The sequence below is a fragment of the Microbispora oryzae genome, from assembly GCF_017896165.1.
Taxonomy (GTDB): domain Bacteria; phylum Actinomycetota; class Actinomycetes; order Streptosporangiales; family Streptosporangiaceae; genus Microbispora; species Microbispora oryzae.
Window position 1 is genome coordinate 55,362 of the sequence record NZ_JAFCNB010000003.1, and the last position, 26,324, is coordinate 81,685.

At 72.2% G+C, this 26,324-nt stretch carries 32 protein-coding genes; 31 read left to right on the forward strand and 1 reads right to left on the reverse strand.

Features of this window, described 5'->3' with window-relative positions; genetic code table 11:
- Positions 1-152 precede the first annotated feature (152 nt).
- From JOL79_RS06740 to JOL79_RS06885, 31 genes are all read left to right on the forward strand, one after another.
- Positions 153-584, forward strand: coding sequence for a terminase gpP N-terminus-related DNA-binding protein (locus JOL79_RS06740; RefSeq protein WP_210154808.1), 432 nt, complete (start codon positions 153-155; stop codon positions 582-584).
- On the forward strand, positions 581-2,188 hold the full coding sequence (locus tag JOL79_RS06745) for a terminase large subunit domain-containing protein (RefSeq protein WP_210154809.1): 1,608 nt from the start codon (positions 581-583) through the stop codon (positions 2,186-2,188). The genes JOL79_RS06740 and JOL79_RS06745 overlap by 4 nt, the downstream gene beginning before the upstream one ends.
- A 142-nt stretch (positions 2,189-2,330) precedes the next feature.
- Positions 2,331-2,540, forward strand: a complete 210-nt coding sequence (locus JOL79_RS06750) for a hypothetical protein (RefSeq protein ID WP_210154810.1) — start codon at positions 2,331-2,333, stop codon at positions 2,538-2,540.
- On the forward strand, positions 2,537-2,749 hold the full coding sequence (locus JOL79_RS06755; protein WP_210154811.1) for a hypothetical protein: 213 nt from the start codon (positions 2,537-2,539) through the stop codon (positions 2,747-2,749). Before JOL79_RS06750 ends, JOL79_RS06755 begins: the two co-directional genes overlap by 4 nt.
- Positions 2,746-2,994 (forward strand): hypothetical protein, encoded by a 249-nt coding sequence (locus JOL79_RS06760; RefSeq protein WP_210154812.1) that lies wholly within the window; start codon positions 2,746-2,748, stop codon positions 2,992-2,994. Before JOL79_RS06755 ends, JOL79_RS06760 begins: the two co-directional genes overlap by 4 nt.
- A gap of 27 nt (positions 2,995-3,021) precedes the next feature.
- Complete coding sequence (locus tag JOL79_RS06765; RefSeq protein WP_210154813.1) at positions 3,022-3,297, forward strand: hypothetical protein; 276 nt, start codon at positions 3,022-3,024, stop codon at positions 3,295-3,297.
- Positions 3,297-3,539: a hypothetical protein gene (locus tag JOL79_RS06770; protein WP_210154814.1), complete on the forward strand. Its 243-nt coding sequence runs from the start codon at positions 3,297-3,299 to the stop codon at positions 3,537-3,539. The genes JOL79_RS06765 and JOL79_RS06770 overlap by 1 nt, the downstream gene beginning before the upstream one ends.
- 57 nt (positions 3,540-3,596) lie before the next feature.
- Complete coding sequence (locus JOL79_RS06775) at positions 3,597-4,793, forward strand: hypothetical protein (RefSeq protein WP_210154815.1); 1,197 nt, start codon at positions 3,597-3,599, stop codon at positions 4,791-4,793.
- 52 nt (positions 4,794-4,845) lie between these two features.
- Entirely contained in the window at positions 4,846-5,754 is a 909-nt protein-coding gene (locus tag JOL79_RS06780; RefSeq protein ID WP_210154816.1) for a hypothetical protein, read from the forward strand.
- Between the two features lie 83 nt (positions 5,755-5,837).
- Positions 5,838-6,440, forward strand: coding sequence for a hypothetical protein (locus tag JOL79_RS06785; RefSeq protein ID WP_210154817.1), 603 nt, complete (start codon positions 5,838-5,840; stop codon positions 6,438-6,440).
- A gap of 53 nt (positions 6,441-6,493) precedes the next feature.
- On the forward strand, positions 6,494-6,844 hold the full coding sequence (locus JOL79_RS06790) for a hypothetical protein (RefSeq protein WP_210154818.1): 351 nt from the start codon (positions 6,494-6,496) through the stop codon (positions 6,842-6,844).
- Positions 6,845-6,993: 149 nt separating this feature from the next.
- Positions 6,994-7,185, forward strand: coding sequence for a hypothetical protein (locus tag JOL79_RS06795; RefSeq protein ID WP_210154819.1), 192 nt, complete (start codon positions 6,994-6,996; stop codon positions 7,183-7,185).
- The gene (locus JOL79_RS06800; protein WP_210154820.1) at positions 7,182-7,385 is read left to right on the forward strand and encodes a hypothetical protein; all 204 of its coding nucleotides are present in this window, start codon (positions 7,182-7,184) and stop codon (positions 7,383-7,385) included. Before JOL79_RS06795 ends, JOL79_RS06800 begins: the two co-directional genes overlap by 4 nt.
- A gap of 38 nt (positions 7,386-7,423) precedes the next feature.
- Entirely contained in the window at positions 7,424-7,714 is a 291-nt protein-coding gene (locus tag JOL79_RS06805) for a DUF1360 domain-containing protein (RefSeq protein ID WP_210154821.1), read from the forward strand.
- A 9-nt stretch (positions 7,715-7,723) separates the two neighbouring features.
- Positions 7,724-9,613, forward strand: coding sequence for a hypothetical protein (locus JOL79_RS06810; RefSeq protein WP_210154822.1), 1,890 nt, complete (start codon positions 7,724-7,726; stop codon positions 9,611-9,613).
- Positions 9,610-9,813 (forward strand): hypothetical protein, encoded by a 204-nt coding sequence (locus tag JOL79_RS06815; protein WP_210154823.1) that lies wholly within the window; start codon positions 9,610-9,612, stop codon positions 9,811-9,813. The genes JOL79_RS06810 and JOL79_RS06815 overlap by 4 nt, the downstream gene beginning before the upstream one ends.
- The gene (locus JOL79_RS06820) at positions 9,806-12,979 is read left to right on the forward strand and encodes a phage minor head protein (protein WP_210154824.1); all 3,174 of its coding nucleotides are present in this window, start codon (positions 9,806-9,808) and stop codon (positions 12,977-12,979) included. Before JOL79_RS06815 ends, JOL79_RS06820 begins: the two co-directional genes overlap by 8 nt.
- A gap of 60 nt (positions 12,980-13,039) precedes the next feature.
- Positions 13,040-13,204: a hypothetical protein gene (locus JOL79_RS06825; RefSeq protein WP_210154825.1), complete on the forward strand. Its 165-nt coding sequence runs from the start codon at positions 13,040-13,042 to the stop codon at positions 13,202-13,204.
- A 22-nt stretch (positions 13,205-13,226) separates the two neighbouring features.
- A complete protein-coding gene (locus JOL79_RS06830; RefSeq protein WP_210154826.1) occupies positions 13,227-13,544 on the forward strand; it encodes a hypothetical protein in 318 nt (105 codons plus the stop codon).
- Entirely contained in the window at positions 13,541-13,771 is a 231-nt protein-coding gene (locus JOL79_RS06835) for a hypothetical protein (protein ID WP_210154827.1), read from the forward strand. The genes JOL79_RS06830 and JOL79_RS06835 overlap by 4 nt, the downstream gene beginning before the upstream one ends.
- Positions 13,768-14,022 (forward strand): hypothetical protein, encoded by a 255-nt coding sequence (locus JOL79_RS06840; RefSeq protein WP_210154828.1) that lies wholly within the window; start codon positions 13,768-13,770, stop codon positions 14,020-14,022. The genes JOL79_RS06835 and JOL79_RS06840 overlap by 4 nt, the downstream gene beginning before the upstream one ends.
- A 187-nt stretch (positions 14,023-14,209) precedes the next feature.
- On the forward strand, positions 14,210-14,575 hold the full coding sequence (locus JOL79_RS06845; RefSeq protein WP_210154829.1) for a hypothetical protein: 366 nt from the start codon (positions 14,210-14,212) through the stop codon (positions 14,573-14,575).
- A 62-nt stretch (positions 14,576-14,637) separates the two neighbouring features.
- Complete coding sequence (locus tag JOL79_RS06850) at positions 14,638-16,401, forward strand: major capsid protein (protein WP_210154830.1); 1,764 nt, start codon at positions 14,638-14,640, stop codon at positions 16,399-16,401.
- Positions 16,402-16,514: 113 nt separating this feature from the next.
- On the forward strand, positions 16,515-17,348 hold the full coding sequence (locus JOL79_RS06855) for a hypothetical protein (RefSeq protein ID WP_210154831.1): 834 nt from the start codon (positions 16,515-16,517) through the stop codon (positions 17,346-17,348).
- Positions 17,349-17,359: 11 nt separating this feature from the next.
- On the forward strand, positions 17,360-17,719 hold the full coding sequence (locus tag JOL79_RS06860; RefSeq protein ID WP_210154832.1) for a hypothetical protein: 360 nt from the start codon (positions 17,360-17,362) through the stop codon (positions 17,717-17,719).
- Positions 17,716-21,735, forward strand: coding sequence for a hypothetical protein (locus tag JOL79_RS33795; protein WP_230984395.1), 4,020 nt, complete (start codon positions 17,716-17,718; stop codon positions 21,733-21,735). The genes JOL79_RS06860 and JOL79_RS33795 overlap by 4 nt, the downstream gene beginning before the upstream one ends.
- Positions 21,736-21,989: 254 nt before the next feature.
- Positions 21,990-22,214: a hypothetical protein gene (locus tag JOL79_RS33800; protein ID WP_230984522.1), complete on the forward strand. Its 225-nt coding sequence runs from the start codon at positions 21,990-21,992 to the stop codon at positions 22,212-22,214.
- 95 nt (positions 22,215-22,309) lie between these two features.
- On the forward strand, positions 22,310-23,011 hold the full coding sequence (locus JOL79_RS06870; RefSeq protein ID WP_210154833.1) for a hypothetical protein: 702 nt from the start codon (positions 22,310-22,312) through the stop codon (positions 23,009-23,011).
- 75 nt (positions 23,012-23,086) lie between these two features.
- On the forward strand, positions 23,087-23,899 hold the full coding sequence (locus JOL79_RS06875; protein WP_210154834.1) for a hypothetical protein: 813 nt from the start codon (positions 23,087-23,089) through the stop codon (positions 23,897-23,899).
- Positions 23,887-24,426 carry a hypothetical protein gene (locus tag JOL79_RS06880; protein WP_210154835.1) on the forward strand — a complete coding sequence of 180 codons (540 nt, stop codon included), beginning with the start codon at positions 23,887-23,889 and terminating at the stop codon, positions 24,424-24,426. Before JOL79_RS06875 ends, JOL79_RS06880 begins: the two co-directional genes overlap by 13 nt.
- A gap of 191 nt (positions 24,427-24,617) precedes the next feature.
- Positions 24,618-25,652: a GNAT family N-acetyltransferase gene (locus JOL79_RS06885; RefSeq protein ID WP_210154836.1), complete on the forward strand. Its 1,035-nt coding sequence runs from the start codon at positions 24,618-24,620 to the stop codon at positions 25,650-25,652.
- A gap of 75 nt (positions 25,653-25,727) precedes the next feature.
- On the opposite strand, the gene JOL79_RS06890 is transcribed toward JOL79_RS06885, so the two are convergent.
- Positions 25,728-26,240 (reverse strand): hypothetical protein, encoded by a 513-nt coding sequence (locus tag JOL79_RS06890; RefSeq protein WP_210154837.1) that lies wholly within the window; start codon positions 26,238-26,240, stop codon positions 25,728-25,730.
- Between the last annotated feature and the right edge of the window lie 84 nt (positions 26,241-26,324).

Below are 26,324 nucleotides of genomic sequence, written 5' to 3' on the forward strand. Positions count from 1 at the left end.
GACGGGGCGCCCCCGTTAACGAGCTGTTACCTGCCGCGCCAATACGGCCCCGGCATAACCCCCTATCAGGGCAGACCGCTCTACCATCGTGATCACAGAAACAGGCCGACCCATGAAACGCGCCGACACGATCGGAGAAAGCGCAGGTCACGATGCCCGCGAGCACAGCGCAACGCGCCAAGACGGCAGCTCGCCGACGCCGCGCGATCGAGCTGCACCTCGCCGGCTACACCTGGCAGGACATCGCCGACATGCTCGGCTACAGCGGCCGCAACGCCGCGCACAAGGACGTCGACCGTGCACTGCAGCAGATGCACGCCGAGACGATCACGACCGCCGTCGAGATGCGCGACCGCGACCTGCTCGCCCTCGCCGCGCTGCAGGCGGCGTTCTGGTCGCAAGCGATGGCCGGCGACGACAAGGCGGCCCGGGTCATCCTGCGCGTCATGGATCGCCGCGCCCGCCTGACGGGCGCCGACGCCGCGACCACGATCAAGCACGTCATGACGAGCGAGCTCGACGAGCGGATCGAGGGCCTGCTCGACCGGATGCGCGCCGCGGCGGCGGCCCCCGACCGCGCATGACCGCAGCGCCTGCGCTCGACCCGGGCGACGACTGGCGCGGCCTGCCCCCCGATCAGAAAGCCCTGTACGCCGAACGCCTCGCCGTCGCCTGCGCCCGGGTCGGCATCGGCCTCGGCGACGCAGCCATGCCCGGCGAGCTCGCCCGGCGCCTCGACCGCGAGTTCGTCAGCCGAGCGCACCTGCGCCTGATCGACGCCACCCTCGCCCGGATGCTCGCCGCGCGACAGGCCGGCGAACCCGGCATGCGCGTCATGATCAACACGCCGCCGCAGGTCGGGAAATCGAGCCTCGCGGGCGAGTGGTGCCCGTTCTGGTGGCTCAGCCATCGGCCCCGAGACCGCGTGATCGTCGGCAGCTACGCCGACGCCCTCGCCCGCCGCCGCGGCCGCCGCGTACGGCAGTACGTGCGCGAGCACGGCCTCGCCTACGGCCTCGAACTCGACCCCGAATACGCGTCCGTGAATGACTGGCTGCTGACCTGCGGCGGCGGCATGCGCTCGACCGGCGTCGGCGGCAGCCTTACCGGCATCCCCGGCGACCTCGGCGTGATCGACGACCCGCACAAAGACCGGGCCGAGGCCGACTCGGCCGAGATCCGCGAAAACGTATGGGACTGGTACAGCTCGACATTCTCGACCCGCCTGTCGCCCGGCGCCCCCCTGCTCGTGATCATGACCCCGTGGCATCCCGACGACCTGCGCGGCCGCCTGATCAAGGCCGAGGGAACGGTCGACGAGGGCGGCCGATGGGTCGTGATCACCCTGCCCGCGTTCGCCGGCACCGACGACCCCCTCGGCCGCGAACCGGGCGACCCGCTGCCGCACCCCAAGATTGCCGAGGGTGGCGTCGAGGCGGCCCGCGCTCACTGGGAAGAAAAGCGCAGGACCTCGACGCCGCGTGACTGGGCCGCCCTGTTCATGTGCGACCCGATCGACGCATCCGGGGCCCTGCTGACGGCCGAGCAGCTCGACGCCGCATACAACCCGCGCCCCGTCGTCGAGCCGCAGATCGTCGCCGTCGCCGTCGACCCCTCGGGCGGCGGCCGCGACGAGGCCGGTGTCGTCGGCGGCTTCCGCGGCGACGACGGCGCCTGCTACTGGACACATGACCGGTCGGGGCGCATGACGGCCGAGCAGTGGGGGCGGGCCGCGTGCGAGCTCGCGGCCGAGATCGACGCCGACCGGATCATTTTCGAGGGCAATTACGGCAAAGACATGGCACGCCTGACGATCCGCACATCGTGGGAAGCCCTCGCCCGCGAGTGGGCCGAGCGGCGCCCGGGCGAGCCGAACCCCTACGCCGACCGGCTGCCGCCCCGGATCGTGGAGGTGCACAGCAAGCGAGGCAAGCTGCTACGGGCCGAGCCGGTCGCCGCGCAGGTCGTCGAGGCCCGCGTGTTCATGACCGCGCGCATGCCCGAGCTCGTCGGGCAGTGGCTCACCTGGCGGCCGACGAGCAGCCTGTCGCCGGGCCGGATCGACGCGAGTGTGCACCTGACGCTCGCGCTGCTGCGGCCGCCGGGAACCGACACGGTCGTGAGCTCGCCCAAGGGGGGGCCGTCGGGCAAGAGCCCGATTCACCGCCGGCGGATCGACCGCGGGTAAAGCCCCGCCCCTCAAACGATCTTGCAAAAGTGGCAGCGGGCAGACTAGGGGCCGCTGCATAGATGTGTAACGCTTGAACGATAAGCCCTACAGGCGTAGCGTCCATCGTGCAAACCGATCCGACCCACAAGGGGGAAGACCCGTGAACGTGCAGATCATCACCTGCCCCTGCCAGGTCTGCGAGGGAGAGGGCTGCGAGGTACCCGCAGACGGCGGCCTGGCCCGCGAGGCCACCGCCGACGCCACGATCGCGCACAACCTCGTACGCCTCGCACAGTCCCCCCTCGGCCGCATGGGGCAGCACGGCGGCCCCTGGCCCATCGGCACGCACAGCATCCCCGCCGCCCTGTGACCGCCCCGTTCACCGCGGCGCAGGTCGCCGACATGCGCGCCCACGTCGGCACCTGCCCCTACTGCACCGACCCCGACGCGCTCGCCGCCATCGACCGCGGCCTGCCCGACGACGAGCTCGCCGCCTACATCGCAGGCGCACATGACCCGGCGTGGCTCGATTTCGTCGCCCGTCACACACCCGCCGCCGGAACGGAGACGCCCACGTGATCGACGTCAGGGCCGCCCGCCTCGCCACGATCGCCCGCGCTGTCGCCCACCTGCGCAGCACCGACCGGCACGTGCTGCTCGCGCAGCTCGCCGCGGCCGACATGCGCCCCCACTGGAAAACCAACCCCGACGGCCTCGCCGACTATCTCGCCGACGCCAGGGCCGACGACGAGCCCGCCCGCCTATTCGGCCTGTGGAAGCTCGCGCAGCGCGTACTCGCCGCCGCCGGGCTGCCGACCTCCTGAGACTCGACGAGAACGGAAACGTCCCGCATGAACAGCACACAGACCCGCCCGACCGCCCGTGAGCGGGCCGCCGAGCAGCTCGCCACGATCGCCCGCGCGATCGAGCACCTGCGCGGCACCGACTCGCAGGTGCTGCGCAAGCAACTCGCCGGCACCGACATCGGGCGGCACTGGAAGACCCGCCCGGGTGCGCTCGCCGACGAGCTCGCCCGCGTCACCCGCTACAGCGACAAGGGCCTGCGCCTCGGCACCTGGCACTGCGCCCGGCAAGTCCTCGCGGCCGCCGACCTGCCGGTCGAGTGATGAAGCCACCCGAGCGCAGGCACCCGATCACGGTCGAGCAGGCCCGCCGCCTGCTCGGCCGTTGGGCTGCAGCGGCCGACCGGCAGGGCTACCCCGACGACGCCGCGGCGTACCGGCGCATGGTCGACGAGGTCGAGGCCGGGTTCGAGTTCGACGTGGTGATCAGGTGGCGCGTCGAGGCCGACGACGACGTGCCGCCGGTAAATCTTTCCCGCTCCTGTCCTGTAACGGTTGACCGATGACCCCTACGGGCGTAGTGTTCATCGTGCAAGAGCGAGCGACGACAGGAGACACCCCCGATGAGTGAGCAGGCCCCGGTTCGCGAGTACGCCCGGACCCACTCGGCGACGACAAAGCACGTGATCAACCCGGACAAGCGCGAGCGCACGCTGTGCGGGCACGTCGTACGGCTGGAGTTCGCCGGCTGCCTGCCGCACTCGCGCGACTACACGTACGGCCTCGACACCTGCGGCAAGTGCGAGCGCTCGGCGCAGCGGCGCGGCCTCGTCGAGGGGCCCGAGATCTACCGTGAGTACGCCCCCCGGATCATCCGGTACGTCGAGCGGTTCCGCGGCACCGCGTGCATCAAAAACGTCGACTACCCCTCGACCGTCTGCGGGTACGGCGTCGGCGACGAGGCGGGGCGCGACCGCGACGACGTTGCGCACCTGCGGCCGTGCCGCGAGTGCCGTACCCGCGCGTCCGACGACGGGTACATGACGCCCGAGGAGTACGCCGCCGCAGAGCAGGCCGCCGAGCCGCTCGACCTGGCCGCGCTCACCCCCGGAACCGTCGTCGTGCCCAAGACGGGCACCCGGTACGCATTGATCGAGTTCCTGCCGCGGCACCCTGACGGCGACCACCTCGCCTATTGGTGGGCCGAGCCGGTCGACGGCGGCCGCCGCATGCGGCTCGGCGGCGCCGACTTCGCGTTCTACGGGTGGACGATCGAGCAGCCGCCCGCCGAACAGGGCCAGGACGACGCCGCCCCCGCGGTGATCACGTGGGCTATGACCCGCTGCAACGGGGGCGTACGGCACGTCGTCGACCCCCGCGCGCAGCTCGACGAGGGCGAGGCGGGGCAGCGCACCCTGTGCGGCGCCGGCGCGTGGTACACGACCCCCTCGACCAAACTCGACCCCTGGTCGCCGTGGGAACAGGCCGTCGGGTGCAGCCGCTGCACCGACGCCGCCAAGGCCCGCGGCATGATCACGCAGGTCGAGGCCGACGCCCGCGCGCAGCAGGCCGAGACCGTCACGGTTCACGTGATGAAGGCCGACGGCGGCCCCTGGTTTGCGGTCGAGGTCGAGTCGCTGCGCGAGGCAGCGCAGCCGATCGGGTGGGGCGTCGAGACGACGTCGCCGACCTCGTTCCTGCGCCTGCAGGGCCCCGCGCCCGACGCGCCCGCCGAGGCCGCCGCCGCGCGGGGCCGCGAGATCGTGCACGAGCTGATCGCACAGGCACACATCACGCACCCCGTACGCGTCCGCGAATGACCCCCACACCTGACCAGCAACCCCCGCAACACTCGAACAGGAGTCGAACACGATGTACGAGCACGAGTTCGGCGGCGGCGACGCCGTCGCTATCGACGGAATCGCCGGCGTGTGGCTGATTACGCAGGCCCCCATCATCGGCGGCGGCGCCGCCCGGGTCCAGAAGGTCTACGACGGCGCCGGGCCCCTGCGCCTGACGGCGACGGTCGAGGCGCGCGACCTGCGGCCCGCCGACCCCGCCCCGACCCCCGCCCTACTCGCGTACGGCATCGGCTACGGCGTGCGCCTGACCGCCTCCAACGGCGTCGTGCACGTACCGCTGCACCACCTCGCCCGCCCTGACCATGACACGTGGCTGATCGTGCAGCAGGCGCAGCAGGTGCAGGACGCCGCCGGGCTGCAGGCCGACGCCGTGCTCGCCAGCTACAACGACGACGCCGCCGAGGCATGGGCGATCTATGAGCCGATTCCCGTGCCCGCGCTGCCCGACGAGCTCGCCCGCGACGCCGCGCACAATCACACCTATTGGGACGCCCCCGACCGCCCGGTCGTGTCGGCCTGCCGCGACCTGCAGACCTGCAGCACGACGATCGCGATCGTCGAGACCTCGCAGGCCGCGCGGCTCGGCACGCCGCGGTTCGCCGAGCTCGACCTCGCCGCCGCCCGCCAGGCGGCCCGCACGTCGGGCGACCCGGTCGAGTACGCGCTGCGCTTCACCCGCAACGGCGCCCGCGCGCAGACGACCGTCGTCGTGTCCGGCCTGGCCTACGCCGCGCACGCCGTGCGCGCGACCCGGCAGCAGCAGGCCGCCCTCGGCGACCCGGTCGACGCCGAGCTGCTCGCCCGCATCCCGGCGACCGACATCGAGCAGGCCGGCGACTGGCACGTCGTCACAGTCGCCGGCGACGCGATCGGCGAGCCCGGCAAGCTGCGCGAGCCCGCCGCCCTGCCCGCCCGATAACCCCTGCTACCGCCGCCCTGTCGAGGGGGCGGGGCGGCGGCCCCCTCCCAGCTTCCGCCGGTACCTGACAAGGAGAAACGATCATGGCTATGGAGATCAGGGATGACCTGATGACAAGCGACCTGACCGACGTGACCGCGCAGCGCGTGCAGACCACCCCCGACCGGTGGACCGTGACCGGCCGGCACGGCCTGTACGACCGCAACCAGGCGATAACGGCAATGACGATCGCCGAGCTGCGCGCCCGAACGCCGGCCCCCAACACCGAGATACTGATCGCGAACCGCGAACAGGAACTGCTGATCCCCCCGCTGCCGCGCGATCCGTGGGCCCTGCTGCAGACCATGCGCAACGCCGCCCGGCAGGCGTCGTCGCTGACCTCGCAGCCCGAGTTCGACGGGCCGCCGTTCCTCGGCGACCTGGCCGAGATCGCCGCCCGGTCGGGGGAGACCGCGGGATACGTCGGCGGACTCGTCGAGCGGGTCGTCGAGATCGTCGCGGACATGTCCGAGGGGGCGCACCCGGACGACGAGACGGCGCCGTTCGACGTGCGGCATTGGGCCGGCGCCGAGACGCACGGCGTGCGGGCCGTCGCCCTGCTGCGCGAGGCCGCCGAGCACCTGCAGCACATGCACCGCGAGGCCGCGGCCGCGCAGCACCTCGGCGCGGCGGCGGCCGCCTCATGAAGGGCCGGCGCGGGTGCCCGGCGTGGTGCGAGGCCAATCACGCCACGCTGTGGGTGCACACGAAGAGGATCGACCCCGTGCCCGGCGACGTGTGGGTGTCCGCGATGCACCCGGGCGACCCCGACTCGCCGCAGGCGCTGCCCGAGATCGAGCCGCGCGTGCTCGTCATGGGGCACGGCGGCGCGGCCGCGGGGCCGGCATCGCTGCCGCCGGCCGACGCGATCGCCCTCGCCCGGGTGCTCGACCTCGTCGGCGGCCGCCGTACCCGTAAGCTCGCGGCCGCGCTGCGCGAGGCGGGCGAGCTGCTGCGCACGCAGGCCGCGCTCGACGCCGCGCTCGACGCCGCCGAGGCCGCGGCGGCGGGACGATCCGGAACGATCCGGAACGGCCCGGAACGGCTCTGAACGCGCCCGTACGGCCCGGAACAGTCCGGGCCGGTTCGGAACGCTACGACACACCTATGAGGCCGTCACGGTTGACCGTGACGGCCTCTGCGTGTCGATAGGGTTGCTCGTACCGCCCCGATCCTGCGCGCTTCCCCCGGGGGACCCCTGTGCACTCTCGCCTGCGCTTCGCCCTGACCGCTGCAGCCGCGGCCGCCCTGGCCGCCGTGCTCGTGTGGGCCGTCTATCAGGCCGCCCTCGCCCTGCTGACCTCGTACGTGCAGATCGTGCTCGGCGTGATGCTCGTCGCCGTGCTCGGCGCGGCGGCCGACCCGGGCGGCGGCGGCCCGTACTGCACATGACCGCGCAGGGCGACGTCGAGGTCGAGCGGGTGCAGCTCGTGCCGTCCGACCCGCACCCGTGCACGCACGTCGTCGACCCGGGCGGCCGCGACGAGCACTGCGGGCACGCGCCGACCGTGCGGTTCCTTAACGCGTGGCTGTGCAAGGCGCACGCCCTACCCGGGCCCCCGCGGCCGCCGGCGCCGCTGCGGTCGCGCTGACCGGGCCTTTCCGGCCTGTATGGTTATCGTTTTGGACCGTGACCATATGTGTATTCCTGCTCGCCCTCGGCGTCGTGCTGCGGGTCGTGCGGTTCATCAATAGCGACGTGCTGTTCGCGCCCGTGCGCGAGGCCGTCGAACGCCGGTACGGCGACGCGTCCAAGATCTCTTACCTGCTGTCGTGCCCGTGGTGCGCCTCGCCGTACGTCGCCGTGCCCGTCATGGCGGCCGCGTACGCATGGGGCGAGCACCCGCTGTTCGTCGTGTTCGCCGCCGCGGCGACCGCCTCGTACCTCGTCGGCCTCATCTCCACCAACCTCGACGACTAAGGGGCGGGCATGGGCAGCATTGACCGGCGCGGCACCGGATACGAGGTCACGCACACGACCCGCACCCGCGACGGCAGGAACGAGCGCAGCCTGACCGCGGCCGTGCAGCCGCTGAACGCCCGCAGGATCAACCGCGGGCCCAAGATGGCGAGCACGCCGACCTCGCAGCCCTGGCAGGCCGAGGCATGGACGATGTACGACCTCGTCGGCGAGCTGCGGTTCGCCGTCAATTGGGAAGCCTCGGCCGTCGGCCGCTGCCGGCTCGTCGCAGCCCGCCAGGTGCCCGGCGTAGACGAACCCGAGCTCGTCGAGGACGGCCTACCGGCCGAGCTGCTCGCCGACTTCGCCGGCGGCCCCGCCGGGCAGTCGCAGCTACTGCGCCGGGCGACGCAGCAGCTCGTCGTCGCCGGCGACACCTACCTCGTCGGGCGCACGGTCGACGTCGCGGCGGGCGAGGGCGGCGCCGAGGAATGGCGGGCGTACTCGACGGAAGAGACGACATGGAACGGCGGCGGGTGGCAGGTCAACCCGGGCGACGGATCGATCGCCCTCGGCCCTGATGATGTGATCTTTCGCTGTTGGCTGCCGCACCCGCGTAAGTGGATCGAGGCCGAGTCGAGCGTGCGGTCGGCGTTGCCCGTGCTGCGCGAGCTGCACGGCCTAACGCAGCGGGTCGCGGCCGAGATCGACTCGCGCCTCGCCGGCGCCGGGCTGCTGATCCTGCCGCAAGAGTTCGACTTCCCCAAGGGGCAGGCCGCGCAGTCGGGCGACGCCCGCGACGGCGACGGCGATTTCGTCGAAACCTTGATCGATTACATGGTCACGCCGATCAAGGACAGGGACACACCCGCGGCCGTCGTCCCGCTCGTGATCACCGCGCCCGGCGAGCACATCGGGCAAGCGCAGTTGATCCGGTTCTGGTCAGAGCTCGACGACCGCTCGCGCGAGCTGCGCGAGGAAGCCCTCGCCCGGTTCGCCCGCGCGGCCGACCTGCCCGCCGAGGTGATCAAGGGCCTGTCCGACTCGAACCACTGGTCAGCGTGGGCGATCGGCGAGGATGCCGTGCAGATGCACGTCGCCCCCCTGCTCGGCGTTCTGTCGCTCGCCCTGACCGTCGGATGGTTCCGCCCCGCCCTCGCCGCCTCCGGCGTGCCCAACGCCGACGAATACCTCGTGTGGTACGACACGACGCCCCTCGAACTCAAGCCCGACAAGTCGGCGGCCGCGAAAGACCTGTACGACCGGTTCGCGATCGGCCCCGACACGCTGCGCCGCGAGACAGGGTTCGGCGACGACGACGCCCCTACGCCCGACGAGCTGCGGAACATGATCCTTCTTTCGTTCCTCGAACGGGTCAGCGACCCGGGCCTGCTGCTGCAGGCCCTCGGCATCTCGACGAGCGGGATACCCGACCTCGCCCCGCCGCCGGCGATTCCCGCGCCCCGCCAGGCCCCCGACGACGAGCAGCCCGCCGACGATGGGCCGCCGCAGACGCAGGACGAGGCCCGCGCCGGCGACGGCGAGGCCCCCTCGCGCACCGCAGCCGCCGCACCGGGCGACCTGCCGCCGGTCGCGATCGTCACCGCGGCCGAGGTCGCCGTGATGCGCGCCCTCACCTACGCCGGGCGCCGCCTGCTGCGAGACCAGAGCAGGGCCGGCCGATCCGACTACGCCCGCATCCCGCAGCACGAGCTGCACCTGCACATCCCCGCGAACACGGCCCGTATGGATGTGCTGACGGCCGACGCATGGACCGCCCTGCAGCAGGTGCTGCCCGACCGCGACGACGTCGTGCAGGTCTGCGACCGCTACGTGCGCGAGCTGCTGCAGCACGGCGTACGGCACGAGCCGCGGTTCCTGATCCGGGCGTTGTGCGACGAGCTCGGCGTGTGCCCATGACCGGCGACGAGCCGCGGTACACCCTCGACGAGGCCGCGGCCGAGCTCGCCCGCCGCGAGTGTGAGCAGCGCGGGCACGACTGGACCATGCACGCCGTGCGCACGATGGACTCGCCCGGCGAGGTGCCGATCGCGATCGGCTGCGAACGCCCCTGCGGGCACCCGGGTTTCGACGTCCGGCTGCGGCGGGCCGATGGCTGACGACGTCGACCCGTGGCTGCCGCACAGGCTGCGGGCCGACGCCGAGCTCGTGCGGGCCGAGCAGCAGATCGAGGCCGCGGTGCGCGCGGCGATCGAGCGTTGGCTGCAGCGGGTGCGCGAGCTCGTGCTCGGCGAGGGCGAGGGCGGCCTGTCCGCGGCCGCCGAGGCGCCGCCGCCGCAGCCCGAGCAGTTCCCCGCGGCCGAACCGGCATGGGTCCTTGCGATGGAAGAACTCATCTTGCCCGACGTCGCCGAGCTGTTCTCGGAACGGTTCCTGCAGGTGGCGCGCACCGCGGTCGACTCGACGCAGCCGTACGTGCAGGCGTACCTCGACGAGGTCGCCTCGCGGCTCGTGCTGTTTCCGCGCGAGGCGTTCGAGGAACTGCGGCCCGAGCTCGCCGAGGCCGTGAGCGAGGGCGAAACGATGGATCAGATACGGGCCCGTATCGAATCCATTCTCGATTTCGACACCGCGGCCGACGCCGCCGGCACGGCCGAGCACGACCGTACGAAGCGGCTGCGGGCGAAGATCCGGCGGATCGAGGCCGAGCTCGACGACCCGGCGACGCCGCCCGAGCGCGCGGCCGAGCTGCGAGCGCAGCGGCGGCAGGCGTACGAGGACCTGCACGAGTCGGAACGCCGCTGGCAGTGGAAAGCCCGCAGGATCGCCCGCACAGAGACGATCGGCGCGTACAACGGCGGGGCGCACGAGGGCGCCCTGTTCCGGGCCGAGGTCCTCGACCTGCCCCTCGCGAAACGCTGGCTCGCCACGCTCGACACGAGGGTTCGGCGCACGCACCGCGAGGCGAACGGCCAGGTCGTCAGGTTGACCGACCCGTTCACGGTCGGCGCCGCGACCCTGGCGTTCCCGGGCGACCCGACCGGCCCCCCACATGAGGTCATCCAATGCTTGCCCGACCCGGGTGCGCCGATCCTGACGGCCGACGGGTGGCGCCCGGTCGCGTCGATACGACCGGGCGACCTGGTCGTGACGCACCTCGGCCGGCTGCGGCCCGTGCTACGGCTCGCGCAGCCGCGCCGGTACAGCGGCGAGATCGTCTGTATCGAGACAGCATCCGGCGTGCTGCGGGTGACTCCGAATCACCCGATCTTGACCCGTCAAGGCTGGGTGATCGCGCGGGAACTCGACACTGCCCGGGTCGTCTTTGCGCCCGCGAGCGTTGAGACCGGTGATCTCGTCGTATCGCCGGGCCTGCTCGGCGTAGACGAAAGCGCTGCGCGGATCGCGGCCCCCGGGGGTTTGCTTGGGGAAGTCGAGCAGCAGGTCGGCCTGCCGCGCCTTGATGATGAGGTACGGCCGTACGAGCTTGACGAGCTCGACGGCTTGCCCGGCGGCGACCTGCCATCGGTGCACGGCAGACCAGCGTTCCCGATGGGCGGGGGGTTGGCTGACGTAGACGACGCCGAAACCGGTCGCCTCGCGCAGGAACCGAATAAGGCCCTCATGGCTGTTTGTGACGAGCACCCGCGGCTGAAATTGGAACTCGCGGCCGCGCACCTGCGATACCCGGCGGCGCCCGAGGGTGACGACGCCCTCGCCGTCGATCATGGCCGCGATATAGGCGGCAGTGATGGGGTTCACATCAGGACTGTACCGCTGCCCATAGCACGGTGCTGGACGGAGACGGTAACCGACGCACCTCTGTTCAACTTCGCTGTAGCCGAGGACGAGAGCTATATCGCCGCAGGAATCGCGGCCCATAACTGCCGCTGCACCGCGTTGTACGAGGACCTCGACGACCTCGACGACGACGAGCGGCAGGCCCTGAACAACCCGCCGGCCGACACGGCCACGATCAGCGCTGGAGGCGCACCAATGGGAGACCTGCCGAACGGTTGGCGCGGCCCGCTCGCCGCCCTGGACATCCGAACCGGCGACGGGCGGATACTCGCAACGCCGCCCGACGGGCTGCGGCTGCGGCAGCCGCCCCTGTCGCTGCTGTGGCAAGAGGCCCTAGGCATGGGGCACGAGGGCGCCGTCGTCGTCGGCCGCGCTGACCGCGCATGGGTCGAGACGGTCGACGGCGTTACCTACCTCATGGGTGAGGGCCCGTTCGACCTCGACGGCGAGGCCGGCGCCGAGGCGGCGCGGCTGCTCGGCGAGGGCCTGTCGAACGGCGTGAGCGTGGATCTCGACGACATCCGGTTCGAGGAACGCTGGTATTCGACCTCGACGAACCTGCCGGTCGACATCGATTCCATGCCCGACGAGCTGTTCTGGTCGGCGTGGGAGTCGGGGGAGATCGAGCCGGTCACCGTGTTCAGCGACTGGCGGCTGATGGGCGCGACCATGACGCCGCAGCCCGCGTTCGACGAGGCCCGGATCGAGCCCGTGTACGACTACGCGCCTGCGGGTGATGCGCTCGCGGCCTCGGCCGCCGAGGTGCGGGTGTACGCGGCCGCGGATTTCGCCGACCCGCAGCTCGGCGAGCTCACGCCGCTGCAGGTGACCGACGATGGCAGGGTGTTCGGCCACCTCGCCGGGTGGTCGACCTGTCACATCGGCTACCCGGGCACCTGCGTCACGGCCCCGCACAGCGCGACGAACTACGCCCTGTTTCACGTCGGGGCCGTTGCGACAGACGAGGGCCCGGTCGGCGTCGGCAAGATCACATTGGGGACGGGGCACGCCGACCCGCACGCCGGCGTGCGGGCCGCGGCCGAGCACTACGACCACACCGGCACCGCGGTCGCTGTCGTGCGGGCCGGCGAGGACGCGCACGGCGTATGGGTCGCCGGGCGCCTGGTCGAGGGCGTCACGTCCGAGCAGGTCGAGACCCTCATGCGCAGCCCCTTGTCGGGCGACTGGCGGCGGGTCGACGGGAACCTCGAACTCGTCGGCGCCCTGGCCGTGAACGTGCCAGGGTTCCCGATCCCGCGCATGCTCGCCGCCTCGGGCGAGCTCGGCGAGCAGGTGTCGCTCGTCGCCGCCGGCGCCTCGGCCCTGGCCGCGGCCCGGCGCAAGCGCAGGCGGGCCGCAGCGGCCGCGGGGGCGCCGCTGGACTATGCCCGCCTCGCCCGGGAGATCGTGCGCGAGCAGCACGCGCTCGCGCAGCGCGGCCGCCGGGCCGACGAGCTCGCGAACCGCCTCGGCGAGACGATCGAGGCCCGCCTCGCCCGCCTCGACGCCCGTGTGCAGCAGTGAAAGAACTACTGTCGATCATTTGGGGATACGACCCCGTGCTCGACGAGACAAGGGGGAGACATGGCCTGCGGGTGCCAGAACTCGAACACGACGATCAAGTACCGCGTCACCGCGCCGAACGGCGAAACGAAGGACTACGCCACGCCGGCCGAGGCGAACAAGGCAAAGGCCGAGCTCGGCGCGACGGGGCCCGTGCGCGCCGTGCGGGTCGCGGCGGGCAAGTAGCAGCGTGCGGACGGGGGATCGCATGAGGATCACGGGGGACCCGGGGCCGCTCGACCTCGCCGAGGTCGCGTACCGGGCATACGGGGGGTTCACCGACTGGACCAACTACGCCGGCAACCCGATGCCGTCATGGCGCGAGCTGCCGGCGCCGCAGCGGAACGCATGGGTCGCGGCGGCCGAGGCCGTACAGCAGGTGCTCGTCGAGGGCCGGGCGCCGTCATGGGGGGCGGGGCCGAGGTCGGCGTACGAGGCGTCGCACCCGGAAGACCTCGAGTGCTTGGGGCCCCAACATCCCGAGAGTTCGCCCGCCCCGGGATCGAACAGAGGGGGCCGCGCATGACCGCGAGCAGAACCGTAACCGCGACCGCGGACGAGATGACCGTCGAGCGCACCGCCCCCGACGGCCGCCGCATGCGCTACGTGATGCGGCAGGTCGGATGGTGGGGGCAGAGCGGCGCGTTCTACGGCCTCGCCGACCCGCCGTACGGCCGCGAGCCCGGGTCGTTCTCGCCCGCATGGGTGATCGGGCACGCCGACGAGCTCGACGACGAGGGGAACCCGCTATGACGGCCCCGCCGCCGTCGATCGGCCGAATCGTGCACTACTGCGATCACGAGGGCCGCTGCGTCGCCGCGATGGTCGTCGGCCTGCCGGCGTATCTCGACGGTGAGCGGTTTGTCGACCTGACCGTGTTCGGGCGGGCCGGCATGTCGGCCGTGTTCGGCGTGTTCGACGTGCCGCAGGTCGAGGCCGACGAGGCGCGAGCGGGCGAGGGGGCCGTGCGGCCGTCGTGGCATTGGCCCGAACGTGTCGGGTGACCCTGCGCAGTGACACGCCGAGCGGGGCCCGGGTGCTCGACCCGGGCCGCGCAGTGCGTCAGGGTGGGCAACGCCTAAGCGGCCCGCTGTCCTCTTTGCGGGCCCCCCATTTGTGAGATGTGACGCGCCCCCCGGGTCCCCCGGGGGGCGCGTTGCGCATCCGGCCCCTGTGCGGCACCCTGCGACCGTGGCACCCTGGCACCCCCGAACCGCCCCGTGCCGTGACGCGCTGTGCTGGATATGCACGCCGCACGAGGCCCTGCGTGATCATGTCGGCGATACCCCGTGGGGACGTCGCATCTTTAAGGCCCTGCTGCGGGCTGACCCGCCGTATACGACGCCCGAGCAGATCGCCGCCGCATCCGACGAGCAGCTACTCGCCGTCAAGTCGATCGGTACGGGGGCGCTGCAGTACCTGCGCGACCGTCAGGCCGGCGAGGGCGAGACGATCGACAAAGGTCTGAACACCTCACCCGCGCCGCCGGCTCAGAGGCTCGCCGCGCAGATCGAGCAGGCCATACGCCGCCAAACGGGGGAGCGTGCTCTACCCTGACGACTAGATCGCTGCTGGTGAGGGGGCCGGGCGCGCAGTCTCGACACGAGAGGTGCCCGGCAGTGACGCTGCAGGAACTGCTCGATCTCATCGCGGCAGGCAACACCGACGCCCTCGCCGCTGCTCTGGCCGACAAGTCGCTCGACCTGCGCGGCCTCGAAAACGAAGCGCTCGACGCTTTCCAGGCGATCAGGGCCCGGCAGGGCGAGGGCCTGACCGACGACGACATGAACGCCCTTGAGGCGCTCGCGGCCGCGGTCGAGACCGTGCGCGCCGAGGACGGCCGCCGCGAGCAGGCGATCGCCGAGCAGGCCGCGGCCGCCGACGCGATCGCCGCCCGGATCACGCCGTCGGCCGAGGGCGAGACCGGCGACGGCGAAACCGCAGGTGAGGGCGAGGGCGGCGAGAGCGGCGACCAGGTCGCCGACGAGGGCGGCGAGCAGCCCGCCGAGGGCGAGCAGCAGGTCGAGGCCGTCGCCGCCGCGGCGACCCCGCCCGCCCCGCAGCAGCCGAGCCTGCCCGCACCGCGCCCGGCGCCGCGGGTGAACCTGTCACAGATCCGCCGGCACGCCCCCACGCAGACGCCGCCGAACCCACGTGGCGCCGCGCTGCTCGCCGCGGCGAACGTGCCCGGCGTGAACGCCGGCGAGACCCTCGACGTCGAGCAGCTCGCCGTCGCCGCGATCTCCCGGTTCGGCACCATGCCGACGCCGAACCAGAACTACTCGGGCCGCGTGCAGCACGGCCTCGCGGTGATCCGTAAGGACGTGCCCGACGAGCTGCGCGCCGACGGCGCCAACGACGACGAGGTGCTCGCCCTGGCGGCCGACGAGCACAGGCTGCCCGGCGGGTCGCTGACCGCGGCCGGCGGCTGGTGCGCCCCGTCCGAGACGTGGTACGACATCGCCTGCGAGCGCGAGACAATGGCGGGCCTGCTGTCGATCCCGGAGGTCAACGCGACCCGCGGCGGGATCAGGTGGACGCAGGGCCCCGACTTCTCCGAGCTGTACTCGCACTCGGGCTACTTCATCCAGACCGAGGCGCAAGCCGAGGCCGCGACCCCGAAACCCTGTTTCGAGATCCCCTGTGAGGATTTCCAGGAATGCCGCCTCGACGCCATCGGCGTCTGTCTGTCGGCGGGCATCCTCACGAACCGGGCCTGGCCCGAGCTCATCGCGAGGTTCATCCGGGGCACCCTCGTCGCGCACGCGCACCGGTACAACGCCGAGACGATCCGGCGCATGGTCGCCGGGTCGACGACCATCAACGTGCCCGCGAACCAGTTCTCGGCCGCTGTCGACACGCTCGGCGCGATCGAGCTGCAGGTGTGGGACTACCGTTACCGGCACCGCATGTCGCCCGAGGCGACACTCGAAATGGTGGCGCCGTTCTGGCTGCTCGGCGTGCTGCGGTCGGACCTGGCGAAGCGCAACGCCTACGACGACCCGCTGAACGTGAGCGACGCCGACATTCGGTCGTGGTTCGCGATGCGCGGTGTGTCGGCGCAGTTCGTGTACGACTGGCAGGACGGGTACGGCACGCCCCCGGGAACGATCGGCGGGGCGACCCCTCCCACGCAGTGGCCGGCGACGGTCGAGCTGCTGCTGTACGCGGCGGGTACGTGGGTCCGCGCAACGCAGGACATCATCACGCTTGACGCCGTGTACGACTCGACCCTGTTCAAGATCAACCGGTACAACGCCCTTTTCACGGAAGAGGGCGTTTGCGTGATCATGAGGTGTCCCGACTCGCGCCGCCTGGTCATCCCGATCTGCCCGACCGGTCACAGCTCGGCGCAGATCGAGCCGGTCTGCGTCGGCGTCTGACCCCCGCTGCACGTGCGGCCGCGCCCCTGCTCGTCGGGCGCGGCCGCGCCCCCCGTTCACCCGCCCGCCCCGCGCGCTGAAAGAGGGCCGCCCGTATGCCTACCTGCCCGCCTTTGTACGTTTCGCCGCCGACCGTCGAGCCGTACGGGTACGGCCTGTTCAGCGTGGCGCAGTTCCCGGTCGAGACGGATCGTCATTGGAGGTGCGGCGTCGAGTGGGAACCCTACGCGTGCGACCCGGCGCGCACGATCGCCGACGACTGCCACCTGCCGCCCGTCGAGAAGGTGCTCGACGACGGCGTGCCGCTGGTCAGTGCGTCGGCATTCACCGTGTACGGCAGCTACTTGTGCCGCACGGTCGGCCGAACCGAACAGCAGATCCTCGACCGGGTGCGGCAGGCCGTCAGGCTCGGCGAGCAGCGCGCGGTCGAGCACGCGTTTTGGACCGGCGAGCTCGGCAACACGCCCCGCCTGGCAGACCCGGGCGCGGTGATCCTGAACCCTGGCGGCGTGATCCCCGCAGACGCCGGCGACGCCCTGTCGCCCGTCGCGGGCCTGGCCGCCCTTGAGAGCTACCTGCGCGAGAGCTACGGCGGAACGGGCGTGATCCACGCCCCCGCCGGCGCGGTGCCCGTTCTCGCGCAGGCGCAGCAGTTCTGCGGCACCTGTACGGCGCCGCTGCGCACCTGGCTCGGCACGCCGGTCGCCGCCGGCGGCGGCTACGTCGTGAACACGGGCCCCGACGGCAACCCGGCGCCCGCCGGTACGGCGTGGCTGTACGGCACGGGCCCGGTCGCGATCCGCCGCGGTGAGGTGTTCATCAATCCCGACTCGATCGGCCAGGCGCTGAACCGCACGACAAACGAGGTCGCGATCCTCGCCGAGCGCGAGTACGTCGTCGGGTTCGACTGCCTGCTCGCGGCCGTACTCATCTCGATCAATTGCTAGGGGGAACCCGCATGGATCAGGCAGCCGAGACTGTCGAGCTGCTCGTGCCCGCGGCCGAGCGGCCGCGTACGGCCCGCGCGCTGCTCGCCGCGGCCGCATCGCAGGGCCTGCCCGCCGAGGTCGTGCGGTCGACGTCGACCGGGTACGTCGTGCCCGTCAGCGTGGCCGATGGGGCCGACGTCGAGCTCGCGGCCGCCGGGCACGACGGGCCGCTGCCCGGGGCGCAGCTCGCCGCGGCGCACCCGCCGCGCGGCCGCGTGGCCTACACCCGCGACAAGGGGCCCGGCGAGGGCGACGAGCAGCCCGTCGAGGGCGAGGCGCCGGCCGACCTGCCCGAGCCCGTGCGCGGCCGTAGGGCGGGCCGCAAGTGACCACACCGTTCGCCCCGCAGCCGTGCGAGCCGCCGCAGCCGTGCTGCAGCCCGGCGATCGCCTCGACCGGCCTGTGCCTCGCCGACGGCACACCCATCAGCGTTCTCGCCGTGTCGCCCTGCGGCGACTGCGGCGCCCCCGCTGCGGCCCCCGCCGCTACCGGGTGGATCAACCTCCTGTCGGGGGCGTACACGGCGGGCCCGCCGCCCGCCGGCACGACGACCTGCGAGCCGCCCTGCACCTCGCCGACCGAACCCGTCGCGACGACCGGCCTGTGCCTCGCCGACGGCACGCCGATCGCCGTGACCGTCGTGCGGGACTGCTCGGGCGCGATCACGGCCGAGGGCTGGATCAACCTGATCACCGGGGCGTACGCCGCGGGGGCGCCGCCGGCGGGCACGATCGCCTGCGGCGACACCCGCTCGATACAGGTGTCGGGCACGTTCTGCGACCTCGCGCCCGACGGCACCGTGCTCGGCCTCGTGCTGATCGAATACTCGTACGCCCCCGACGGGTCGATCGCGAGCGTGCGCCTCGTGAACGCGACGACCGGCGCGACGTACACGCCGGCGGGCACGATCAGCGTGTGCCCCGCCGACGTGCAGCAGCCCGAGTCGGACCTCGAAATCCTGTGCCACACCGCGGCCGACGGCACCGTTACCCGGATCGTCCGCGACTACCGACGCGACGAGAACGGCGTGATCGTCGGGCACGCCGACTACACCCTCGACGGCGCCCCGTTCACGCCGACGGGCACGGTCGACGTCTGCGCGACCTGCGAGTCGACGCAGGTGTGCGTGCGGCCGAACGGGCGGGTCGAGTTCCTCACCAATCCCGAGAATCTGAACGACGGCAGTGTCGACACCGATTGGACGTGGTCGCCGAGCCTCGCCGGCCCCTGGTGGCCTACCTACCGCCTGTCGACGTTCCCGGGCTGGTCGACCGTCGACGGGGGCACGGCCGAGGGGCAAGCGCATTGGGTCGCCCCCCACCCGGGCGGCGGCCTGTTCAACACCGGGCGCCCGGGGGAGGGCCCCGACGTGCCCGCCCCGCCGAGCTCGGGCGACTGGTACGTCAAGGCGGCGTTCAACCTGCCCGCCAACGCCGACCCCGCGACGATCAGGATCAGCACAACGGCCCTGAACGCCGATCAAATCGCGGTCGAGTGGCGGCTCAACGGGGGCCCCTGGCAGGCCGTCAACCGCAATCACACGCAACCGCCGTACGTGCTGCCCCCGACCGCGGTCGCCGGCGCGCAGGCGGGCCTGAACGAGATCGTCGTACACGTCCGCGAGACCGTCGCCGGCGGCGGCGCCGCGGGCCTGCTGCTGCACGTAATCGCCGAGTACGACGTCGACCCGTCGGCGTTCATTTTGTGGACCCGGATTGCCTGCACCGACGGCACCGTGTACTACCTCGACGACGAGGGCGTGCGGCAGGACGAGCTGCCGGCCGGGTGGGCGACCGTGCCGTGCACGGGCGAGCAGTGCGCACAGTACGTCGGGACGCTCTGCTATCAGGAACCGGCCACTGCCGACCCGTCGTTCACACTGCACAAGTTCAACGACGCCAACCCGACCTATCCCGGCTGTCTGGTCGGCCTCGACTCAATGGACGGCGACTTCCCGTTCATCCAGTACAACGACCCGATCACCGCGTGGGAGGGCACGTACACGTCGAACACGGGCACCGCGTCGAACGTCGAGATATCCGCCCCCGAGCTCGGCGGATTCATCAACTGGGGCGCGTTCAACCCGCCGATCCCATCGGTTCCGAGCGCGGGCATCCCTGCCCCGTATACGGGCACCGCAGTTGTCAACGGCATCACGGTCACGCTGGAAGTCTTCACCGCGCAGGCGATCACCACCGGTACGCAATACCTGCGGATGGGCGGCACCGAGCATTTCAAGGTGTCGTTCTCGTCGCCGGTCACGATGAAATTCGGCACGCAGGGTTTCGCCGACCCGGCGGCAGGCAACGATGAGCGGTTCTGCAACGTGACCGCGACCGGTGTCGTCACCGGGGCCGGTGAGATCCGGGCGGCGTATGGGCTTCGCGACTGCGCGACCGGCGAGACGACATGGATTGATCAGGTCAGCGGCGATGCGGTGGACCTGACACACGCAGTGGTCGTTCCGTGCCCGCAAGGGGGGGACACGTGCACGGGCTGCGAGACGCTGCTGCTGTGCGACGACGGCGCCGACGATCCCGCAACGATCACCGCTCTCGGCGTCTCGACCGGCACCCTGCCGAACGGGATCACGTGGTCGTCGCGGGGCAGCGCGCCGACACTCCCGTCGACCTACACCAACGCCGACGGCGCATGGTGGGGAATCGCCACGTTCCCCAACCCCGTGTTTCCGGCGAGCACGTGGTCGTTCTCCCGCCCCGTCGAGGTCGAGTTCTCCGTATACATGCGGTACACGGGTATCGCCATAGCCGGCGCCGATACCGCGCAGCTACTGCCCGGGTTGGAGGTCGTCAGCCTGCCGACCGGGTACGTCTATAACCCGGTTACCGGTGTCCTGACCGTGACGGCCGCCGCCGGCGACCCCTGCAGCTACCTCGCCGACCCGCATAAGGCGACCTCGGCACGGTTCCGGACACCCAACCCGGTCACCGCGGTTACCGCGCATTACCTCGGGCAGCGCATCGCGAACTGCGGTGTGTTCGGCAGCTACAAGATCGGCGCGTTCACGGTTACCGGGGCCGGTCAGTTCCTGCGCGCGATCTGCCGCGACTGCTCGGGCGGCGTCGTATCGGTCACCGACACCGACCTCGACGGCGTCACGCCGTACACCCCCATCGGGCCGGTTCGCCAATGCGCGGACACCGGGGCGGGCGAGGCCGAGCCGTGCCGCAACGCCGCCACCGTGCTTTTGTGCGACGCCCCCAGCGGTTCAACGCGAACCATCACGCCGGCTATTGCTGACTCGACCGTCGCGAGCGTCGGGCAGACGCAGTTTCAGAACCTGCCAGGGTCGTACGCCCCGCTGTGGTCGGGCGGTTCCCTGGACTTCCCCGCGGGGGCCGGCCCGGCGCAGCAGTACCTCGCCGCGACCGGCAGGTTCACCGCGGACGTAACCGGCTGCGAGAGCGCAACCGGCACACTGACGATCTCCGTGCGCGTCACGCAGAACGGGCCGGGCGCCGGTCAGGAGTGGGACGGCGCGCTTAGGGTGTTCCGCGGTACGACGATGCTCGCCGCCGCGGACGTCGCGCACTTCGCGCCGGTCGGCTACGTCAAGACGCTTACCGTGTCGGTGCCCGTCACCCCCGCAGACCTCACGGGCGGCGATATCCGGGCTGCGCTGATCCTGGAAACCTTCCACATCTCGGCCAAGGGCTGGACCGCTGATCAGTTCTCAGCGTCGCTCACGATGGAGGGCTGCACGGCCGCCGCGACCACGCAGTTCCTGCGCACGGTCACGGTCGACTGCGACGGGCAGGTGATCGCGACCAGCGACACGACGCTCGACGGCGACCCGTACACGGTCACGGGCGACGTCGGCACCTGCACAACCGTCGAGCCCGAGCCGGACGACGACCGGCCCGTGACCGTGCTCGAACAGTGCAGGTGCGACGACACCGACCTCGACGGCGTCGGCGACGTCGAGTACGTCGAGCTGCTCGCCGTCGCCGACGACGGCACCATGACGACGCTCGGCACGTACACGACCGACCTCACGGGGCCGTACGCACCGGTCGCGCCGGCGCCGTGCCCCGTCGAGGGGGCCGAGCCGCTGTTCGCCGTGCAGGCCCGGCGGGTCGTGCTCGCGCCCGGCGATAGCTGGGATGCGGCCGCCTGGCCGCGGCTGCAGTCGGTAACCGCGCTTGCCGTGACCGGCACGGGCACCGTGACCGACGCCGGCGGCGGCGCGGCCCTGCACGAGGGCGAATCGGCGACGTGGGGAGTCGGCCGCGACGACGACCTCGAACTGCGGGGCCCGCTCACGATCACGGCGGACCCGGGCGGCACGGTTTCGATCGTGTTCACTGTCCGGGTGCGGGCGTGAGCACCGACGCGTCGATAGCGATACCGGGGCCCCCGGGCCCCGCCGGCCCCGCTGGTCCTGCAGGGCCGCAGGGCGACCCCGGGCCGCAGGGCCTGCCCGGCGCGACCGGTGCGACGGGGGCGACCGGCCCGCAGGGACCACAAGGCCCGCAGGGACCACAAGGCCCGCAGGGACTGCAGGGGCCGCCCGGCGACCCCGCACCCGCCGGCCCCCGGATCGAGCGGCGCACGGCCGTCACAGACTCAAACGGCGACGTGACGTTCGCATGGTCGCCCGCCTTCACCGCGGCGCCGGTCGTCGCCGTCGGCGTGCAGGGCGCCGCCGGGTTCCGCTCGGCCACGATCACCGCGAACTCGCCGAGCTCGACGACCGTGCGCGTACTCGCCGCGGCGAGCGTGACGGTCCTCGGCATCGGCGTCTTGGCTGCGGGCGTGCCCACCTCGGGCGTGACCGTGCACCTCGTCGCCGTCGCGCCCTGACGAGCTGCAGCCGCCCCGGGCGGCTACCCTGACGGATAGATCGCCGCTGGTGCAGGGGCCGGGCGCACCATTCACGTAACGAAAGGTGTGCCGATATGCCGGCGACCTGTTGGTCATCTATCGGCGGCGAGGTCATGCGGGCGACTCGGCTCGACGCCTGCGGCGCCCCCGTGATCGGCCCGTGCTCGACCGTCGTGTCTGACGGGTTCGTGAGCATCGCATGGGAATCGGAGATCAAAGAGGGAACCGATATCGAGGTTCTCAAGGCGAACGGGCAGCTCTGCGTGTCCGACAAGCAGTGCGACGAGCTCAAGTGGATCAACCTGACGATCTCGTTCTGCCAGGTGAACCCGGACCTGTTTTCCATGCTCACCGGGTACGAGACCGTGCTCGACTACTCCGGCGCGGGCGTCGGCAACAGGATCGGTCAGGAGATCCTGTGTAACGGCGGCGTCGCGCTGGAGACGTGGACCAAGATTCCGGGGCAGGCGTGCTCGACGACGGCGAACGCCGCGCGGCCGTGGGGGTATTTCCTCGCCCCGTGGATCAAGTCGGCGATCTTGAACTCGTTCACCCTGGAAAACGACGCGGCGACGTTCGAGATCACGGCCAGGACCGAGAAGGGCAGCGGGTGGGGGACCGGCCCGTACGACGTCGTCGCGACCGACGCGACCAACACGGCGGGCCCGCTGCTGACCCCGATCGGCGCGAAGGATCACCTTCACATGCAGCTCACGACCGTGCAGCCGCCGACGGTGGACGAGGACAACTGCGGGTGCGTGCCGCTCGCGGCCTGACCCGAGCTGCGTGACCGGCCCCGGGCGAGATTGCCCCCGCCCGGGGCCGGCCCCTACGAACGAAAGGGCGACGGCGTGTCGATCCGTACGACCCCCTGCGATTGGGACGTCGACATGGGCTGCTGCCCCACGTGGGAGGGCCTGCCGGCCGAGCAGCAGCAGTTCGCCCTCGACGTCGCTACCGAAATCCTGTGGCGGCTATCCGGCCGGCGGTTCGGGCTGTGCGAGCTCACCGTTCGGCCCTGCCTGCAGCCGTGCGCGACGCCGAGCATGATGCCCGCCTACCCGACGAGCTCGCCGCCGGGCGCGTTCTCGCCCGTCATGACCGGCGGCGTATGGCTGAACATGGCGTGCGGCAAGTGCGGCGACGAGTGCGCCTGCGGCAGCCTCTGCGAGATCGTGCTACCCGGGCCGGTCGACTCGATCGTCGAGGTCAAGCTCGACGGGGCCGTGCTCGACGAGGCCGAGTACGTCGTGTTCGATCACCGCACCCTCGCCCGGGTGCCGCCCGAGTGTTGGCCGAGCTGCCAGGCGCTGACCCTGCCCGACACTGAGGTCGGCACGTGGAGCGTGACCTACCGGCAGGGGATACCCGTGCCGCCGGGCGGCCTGATGGCGGCGGGCATGCTCGCGTGCGAGCTCGGCAAGGCGTGCAGCGGGTCGAGCGGGTGCAAGCTGCCTAAGCGGGTGCAGACGTTGACCCGCGAGGGCGTCACCGTGGGATTCCTCGACCCCATGTCGTTTCTCACGGACGGATTGACGGGCCTGTACGAGGTCGACCTGTGGCTGCGCACCGTGAACCCGGGCGGCCTGCTGCAGGCGCCCCGGGTCTACTCGCCGGATCGGCGGCCGCCGCGCACGATCACGGGGGCGTCATGGCTGACGTAACCGCGCTGCCCCTGGCCGAGGCCCTGCTCGCATGCCTGTGCGCCGAGCTCGATGACACGGTCGCCGGGCCCGTGTGCGTGTGCTGCCTCGCCCCCGGGCCCGAGCCGGCCGACTGCTGCACCTGCCCCGGGGGCGAGGGCCGCGCATGGGTCCGCGTCACCAGGATCTTTCCGACCTCGGCCCGGTTCCCGCTGCCGGCTGTCGACCCGGGCAGGTGCGCGACCGACGGGTCGTACGCCGTCGAGCTCGAACTCGGCGTGTACCGCTGCGTCGCGACGATCGACGACGACGGCACCCCCCCGAGCTGCGATCAGCGCACGGCCGACGCCGTCAAGCTGCTCGACGACGCCGCGGCGATGCGCCGCGCCGTCTCCTGTTGCTTCCCCCGCACCGAGCTCGGCCGCGGCCGCGCCGTGGTCGTGGGGGAGTGGCGGCCGATCGCGCCCGAGGGCGGCTGCGCCGGCGGCGCCCTGCTCGTGACGGTCGAGTCGGGCGATTGCTGCCCGCCCGCCGGTGGGGGCGGGTAAGGTCGGGCCCGGTCGCGCGATACGCGAACCGCGGGGAACTTCCCAGGCTTTGCCGCGGCGTACTGGCAACCTGACCGAGGCGCCGCTCTACCCTCGCCGGGTGTGGCGCCCTCGGCATGATTCGGGCATAAGCAACACTGCGGCCCCCCGGGCGTAGCAGGGGCGTAACAGACATCGCGCACGATACGGGTATGGCTTTCCTGCGCATCCGAACGACGGTCGACGAACGCCCCGGGCGCCTGGCCAAGCTGACGGCCGCGCTCGCGCAGCACGGCGGCAACATTCTCGCCCTATCCGTGCAGCCCGACACCGACGGCACGGTCGACGAGTTTGTCGCCGAGATGGCCGCGCCGCCCGAGGTCGTCGCCGCGGCGATCGAGGGCGCCGGCGGCCGCCGCGTGCAGGTCGTGCCCGCGGCCGCGCATGAGCTGACCGACGAACCGACGCGGGCCCTGCTGCTCGCGGCCGCGCTGCAGGCTGCCCCCTGGCACCTGCCCGAGGTCCTCGCCGAGCTGCTGCGGGCCGACGCCGCCGGGTGGGCCTACGGCGAGCCCCCCGCCGAGCAGGCGCTGCCCGATCCGCATCTGCTGCTCGTGCCCGTGGCGCCTCGCCGGCAGGTGCGGCTGCGCCGGTCCGGCCTGCCGTTCACCCTGACCGAGGCCGCCCGCGCCGCGGCGTTCGTGCGGCTCGCCGTGCCGCCGGTCGAGGCGGCGCCGGCCGAGCGGGCCGTGCGCCTGGCCGACGGCGCCGAGGTCGAGCTGCGGCCCCTGACGTCGGCGTTCCGCGAGGCCGTGCGCGACCTGTACGAGCGCTGCTCGCCCGAGTCGCGCCGGTTCCGGTACTTCACCTCGCAGCCGCACCTGCCGCCGGCGGCGTTCGATCGGATGTGCGACCGCGGCCGCGGGCAGGCCCTCGTCGCCTGCCACGACGGGCAGGTCGTCGCTCTGGCGACACTCGTGTACTGCGACCCGGGCGCGGCCGAGCTCGCGCTGCTCGTCGAAGACTCTTGGCAGGGCCGCGGCCTCGGCGGCCGCCTTGCCCGGCAGCTCGTCGCCGCCGCCCGCGACGAGGGGTTCGCCGAGGTGCGGGCGAGCCTGCTCGCCGACAATGCCCGCATGCGGCGCCTGCTGCTGCGGCTCGGCGCGACTATCACCCGCACCGACGACCCGGGAGTTCTCGACGCGAGAATCGCCGCGGGTGTCGCGACCGGCGGTACCCCGATCTGACCTGTCGCGCTCTGCCGGGCGCCGCTTGATCCGCCACTGTCAGGGGTGGCGGGCCGGGCGGCGCCCTCGGCGTGTTCAGGCCCTGACGACCGGCATGACGCCGCAGGCGGCGTACCGCCCGGCGAGGGCGTCGAGTAGCCGCGAGGCGGGCATGAGGGCGTCGCCCTCGGCGTAGGTGATCGTCAGGGCATCCCAATCGAGCGCGGGGCCGACCATCACCGCGGCGCGGCCGAGCCGGATCACGTCGGGTGTCCACCCGGGCGGGGTGGTCATGCGGACGTCGAACACGAGCGGCTCGGACATGGCAGGCCAGTCGACCGCGAGCCGCGGCACCTGCTGCCCGTCGTCGGTCAGCCTGATCTGCCACCCTGCGGCGGCGGGCGCGATGATGCCGTGCCCGTCGCGTTGGGCCGCCGCGGCGTTGAACGGGGGCAGCCCGTAGGTGTGGCAGACCAGGGGCAGGCCCTCGGCCATGTGGGGATCGGTCGTGGGGCACAGCGCGAGGTACAGCAGCGGCAGGTCGTCGTTCAGATGCAGGGCGCGGGTCTGCATCGTGACGACGTCGGCGCCGTCGGGGGGTTGGGTCATGCCCGCCATGATGCCCCCGGGCGAGACGCGGGTGTAACGAAACACGACGCATAGGTGATACACGGTTGTTAGTCGAGCCCTACA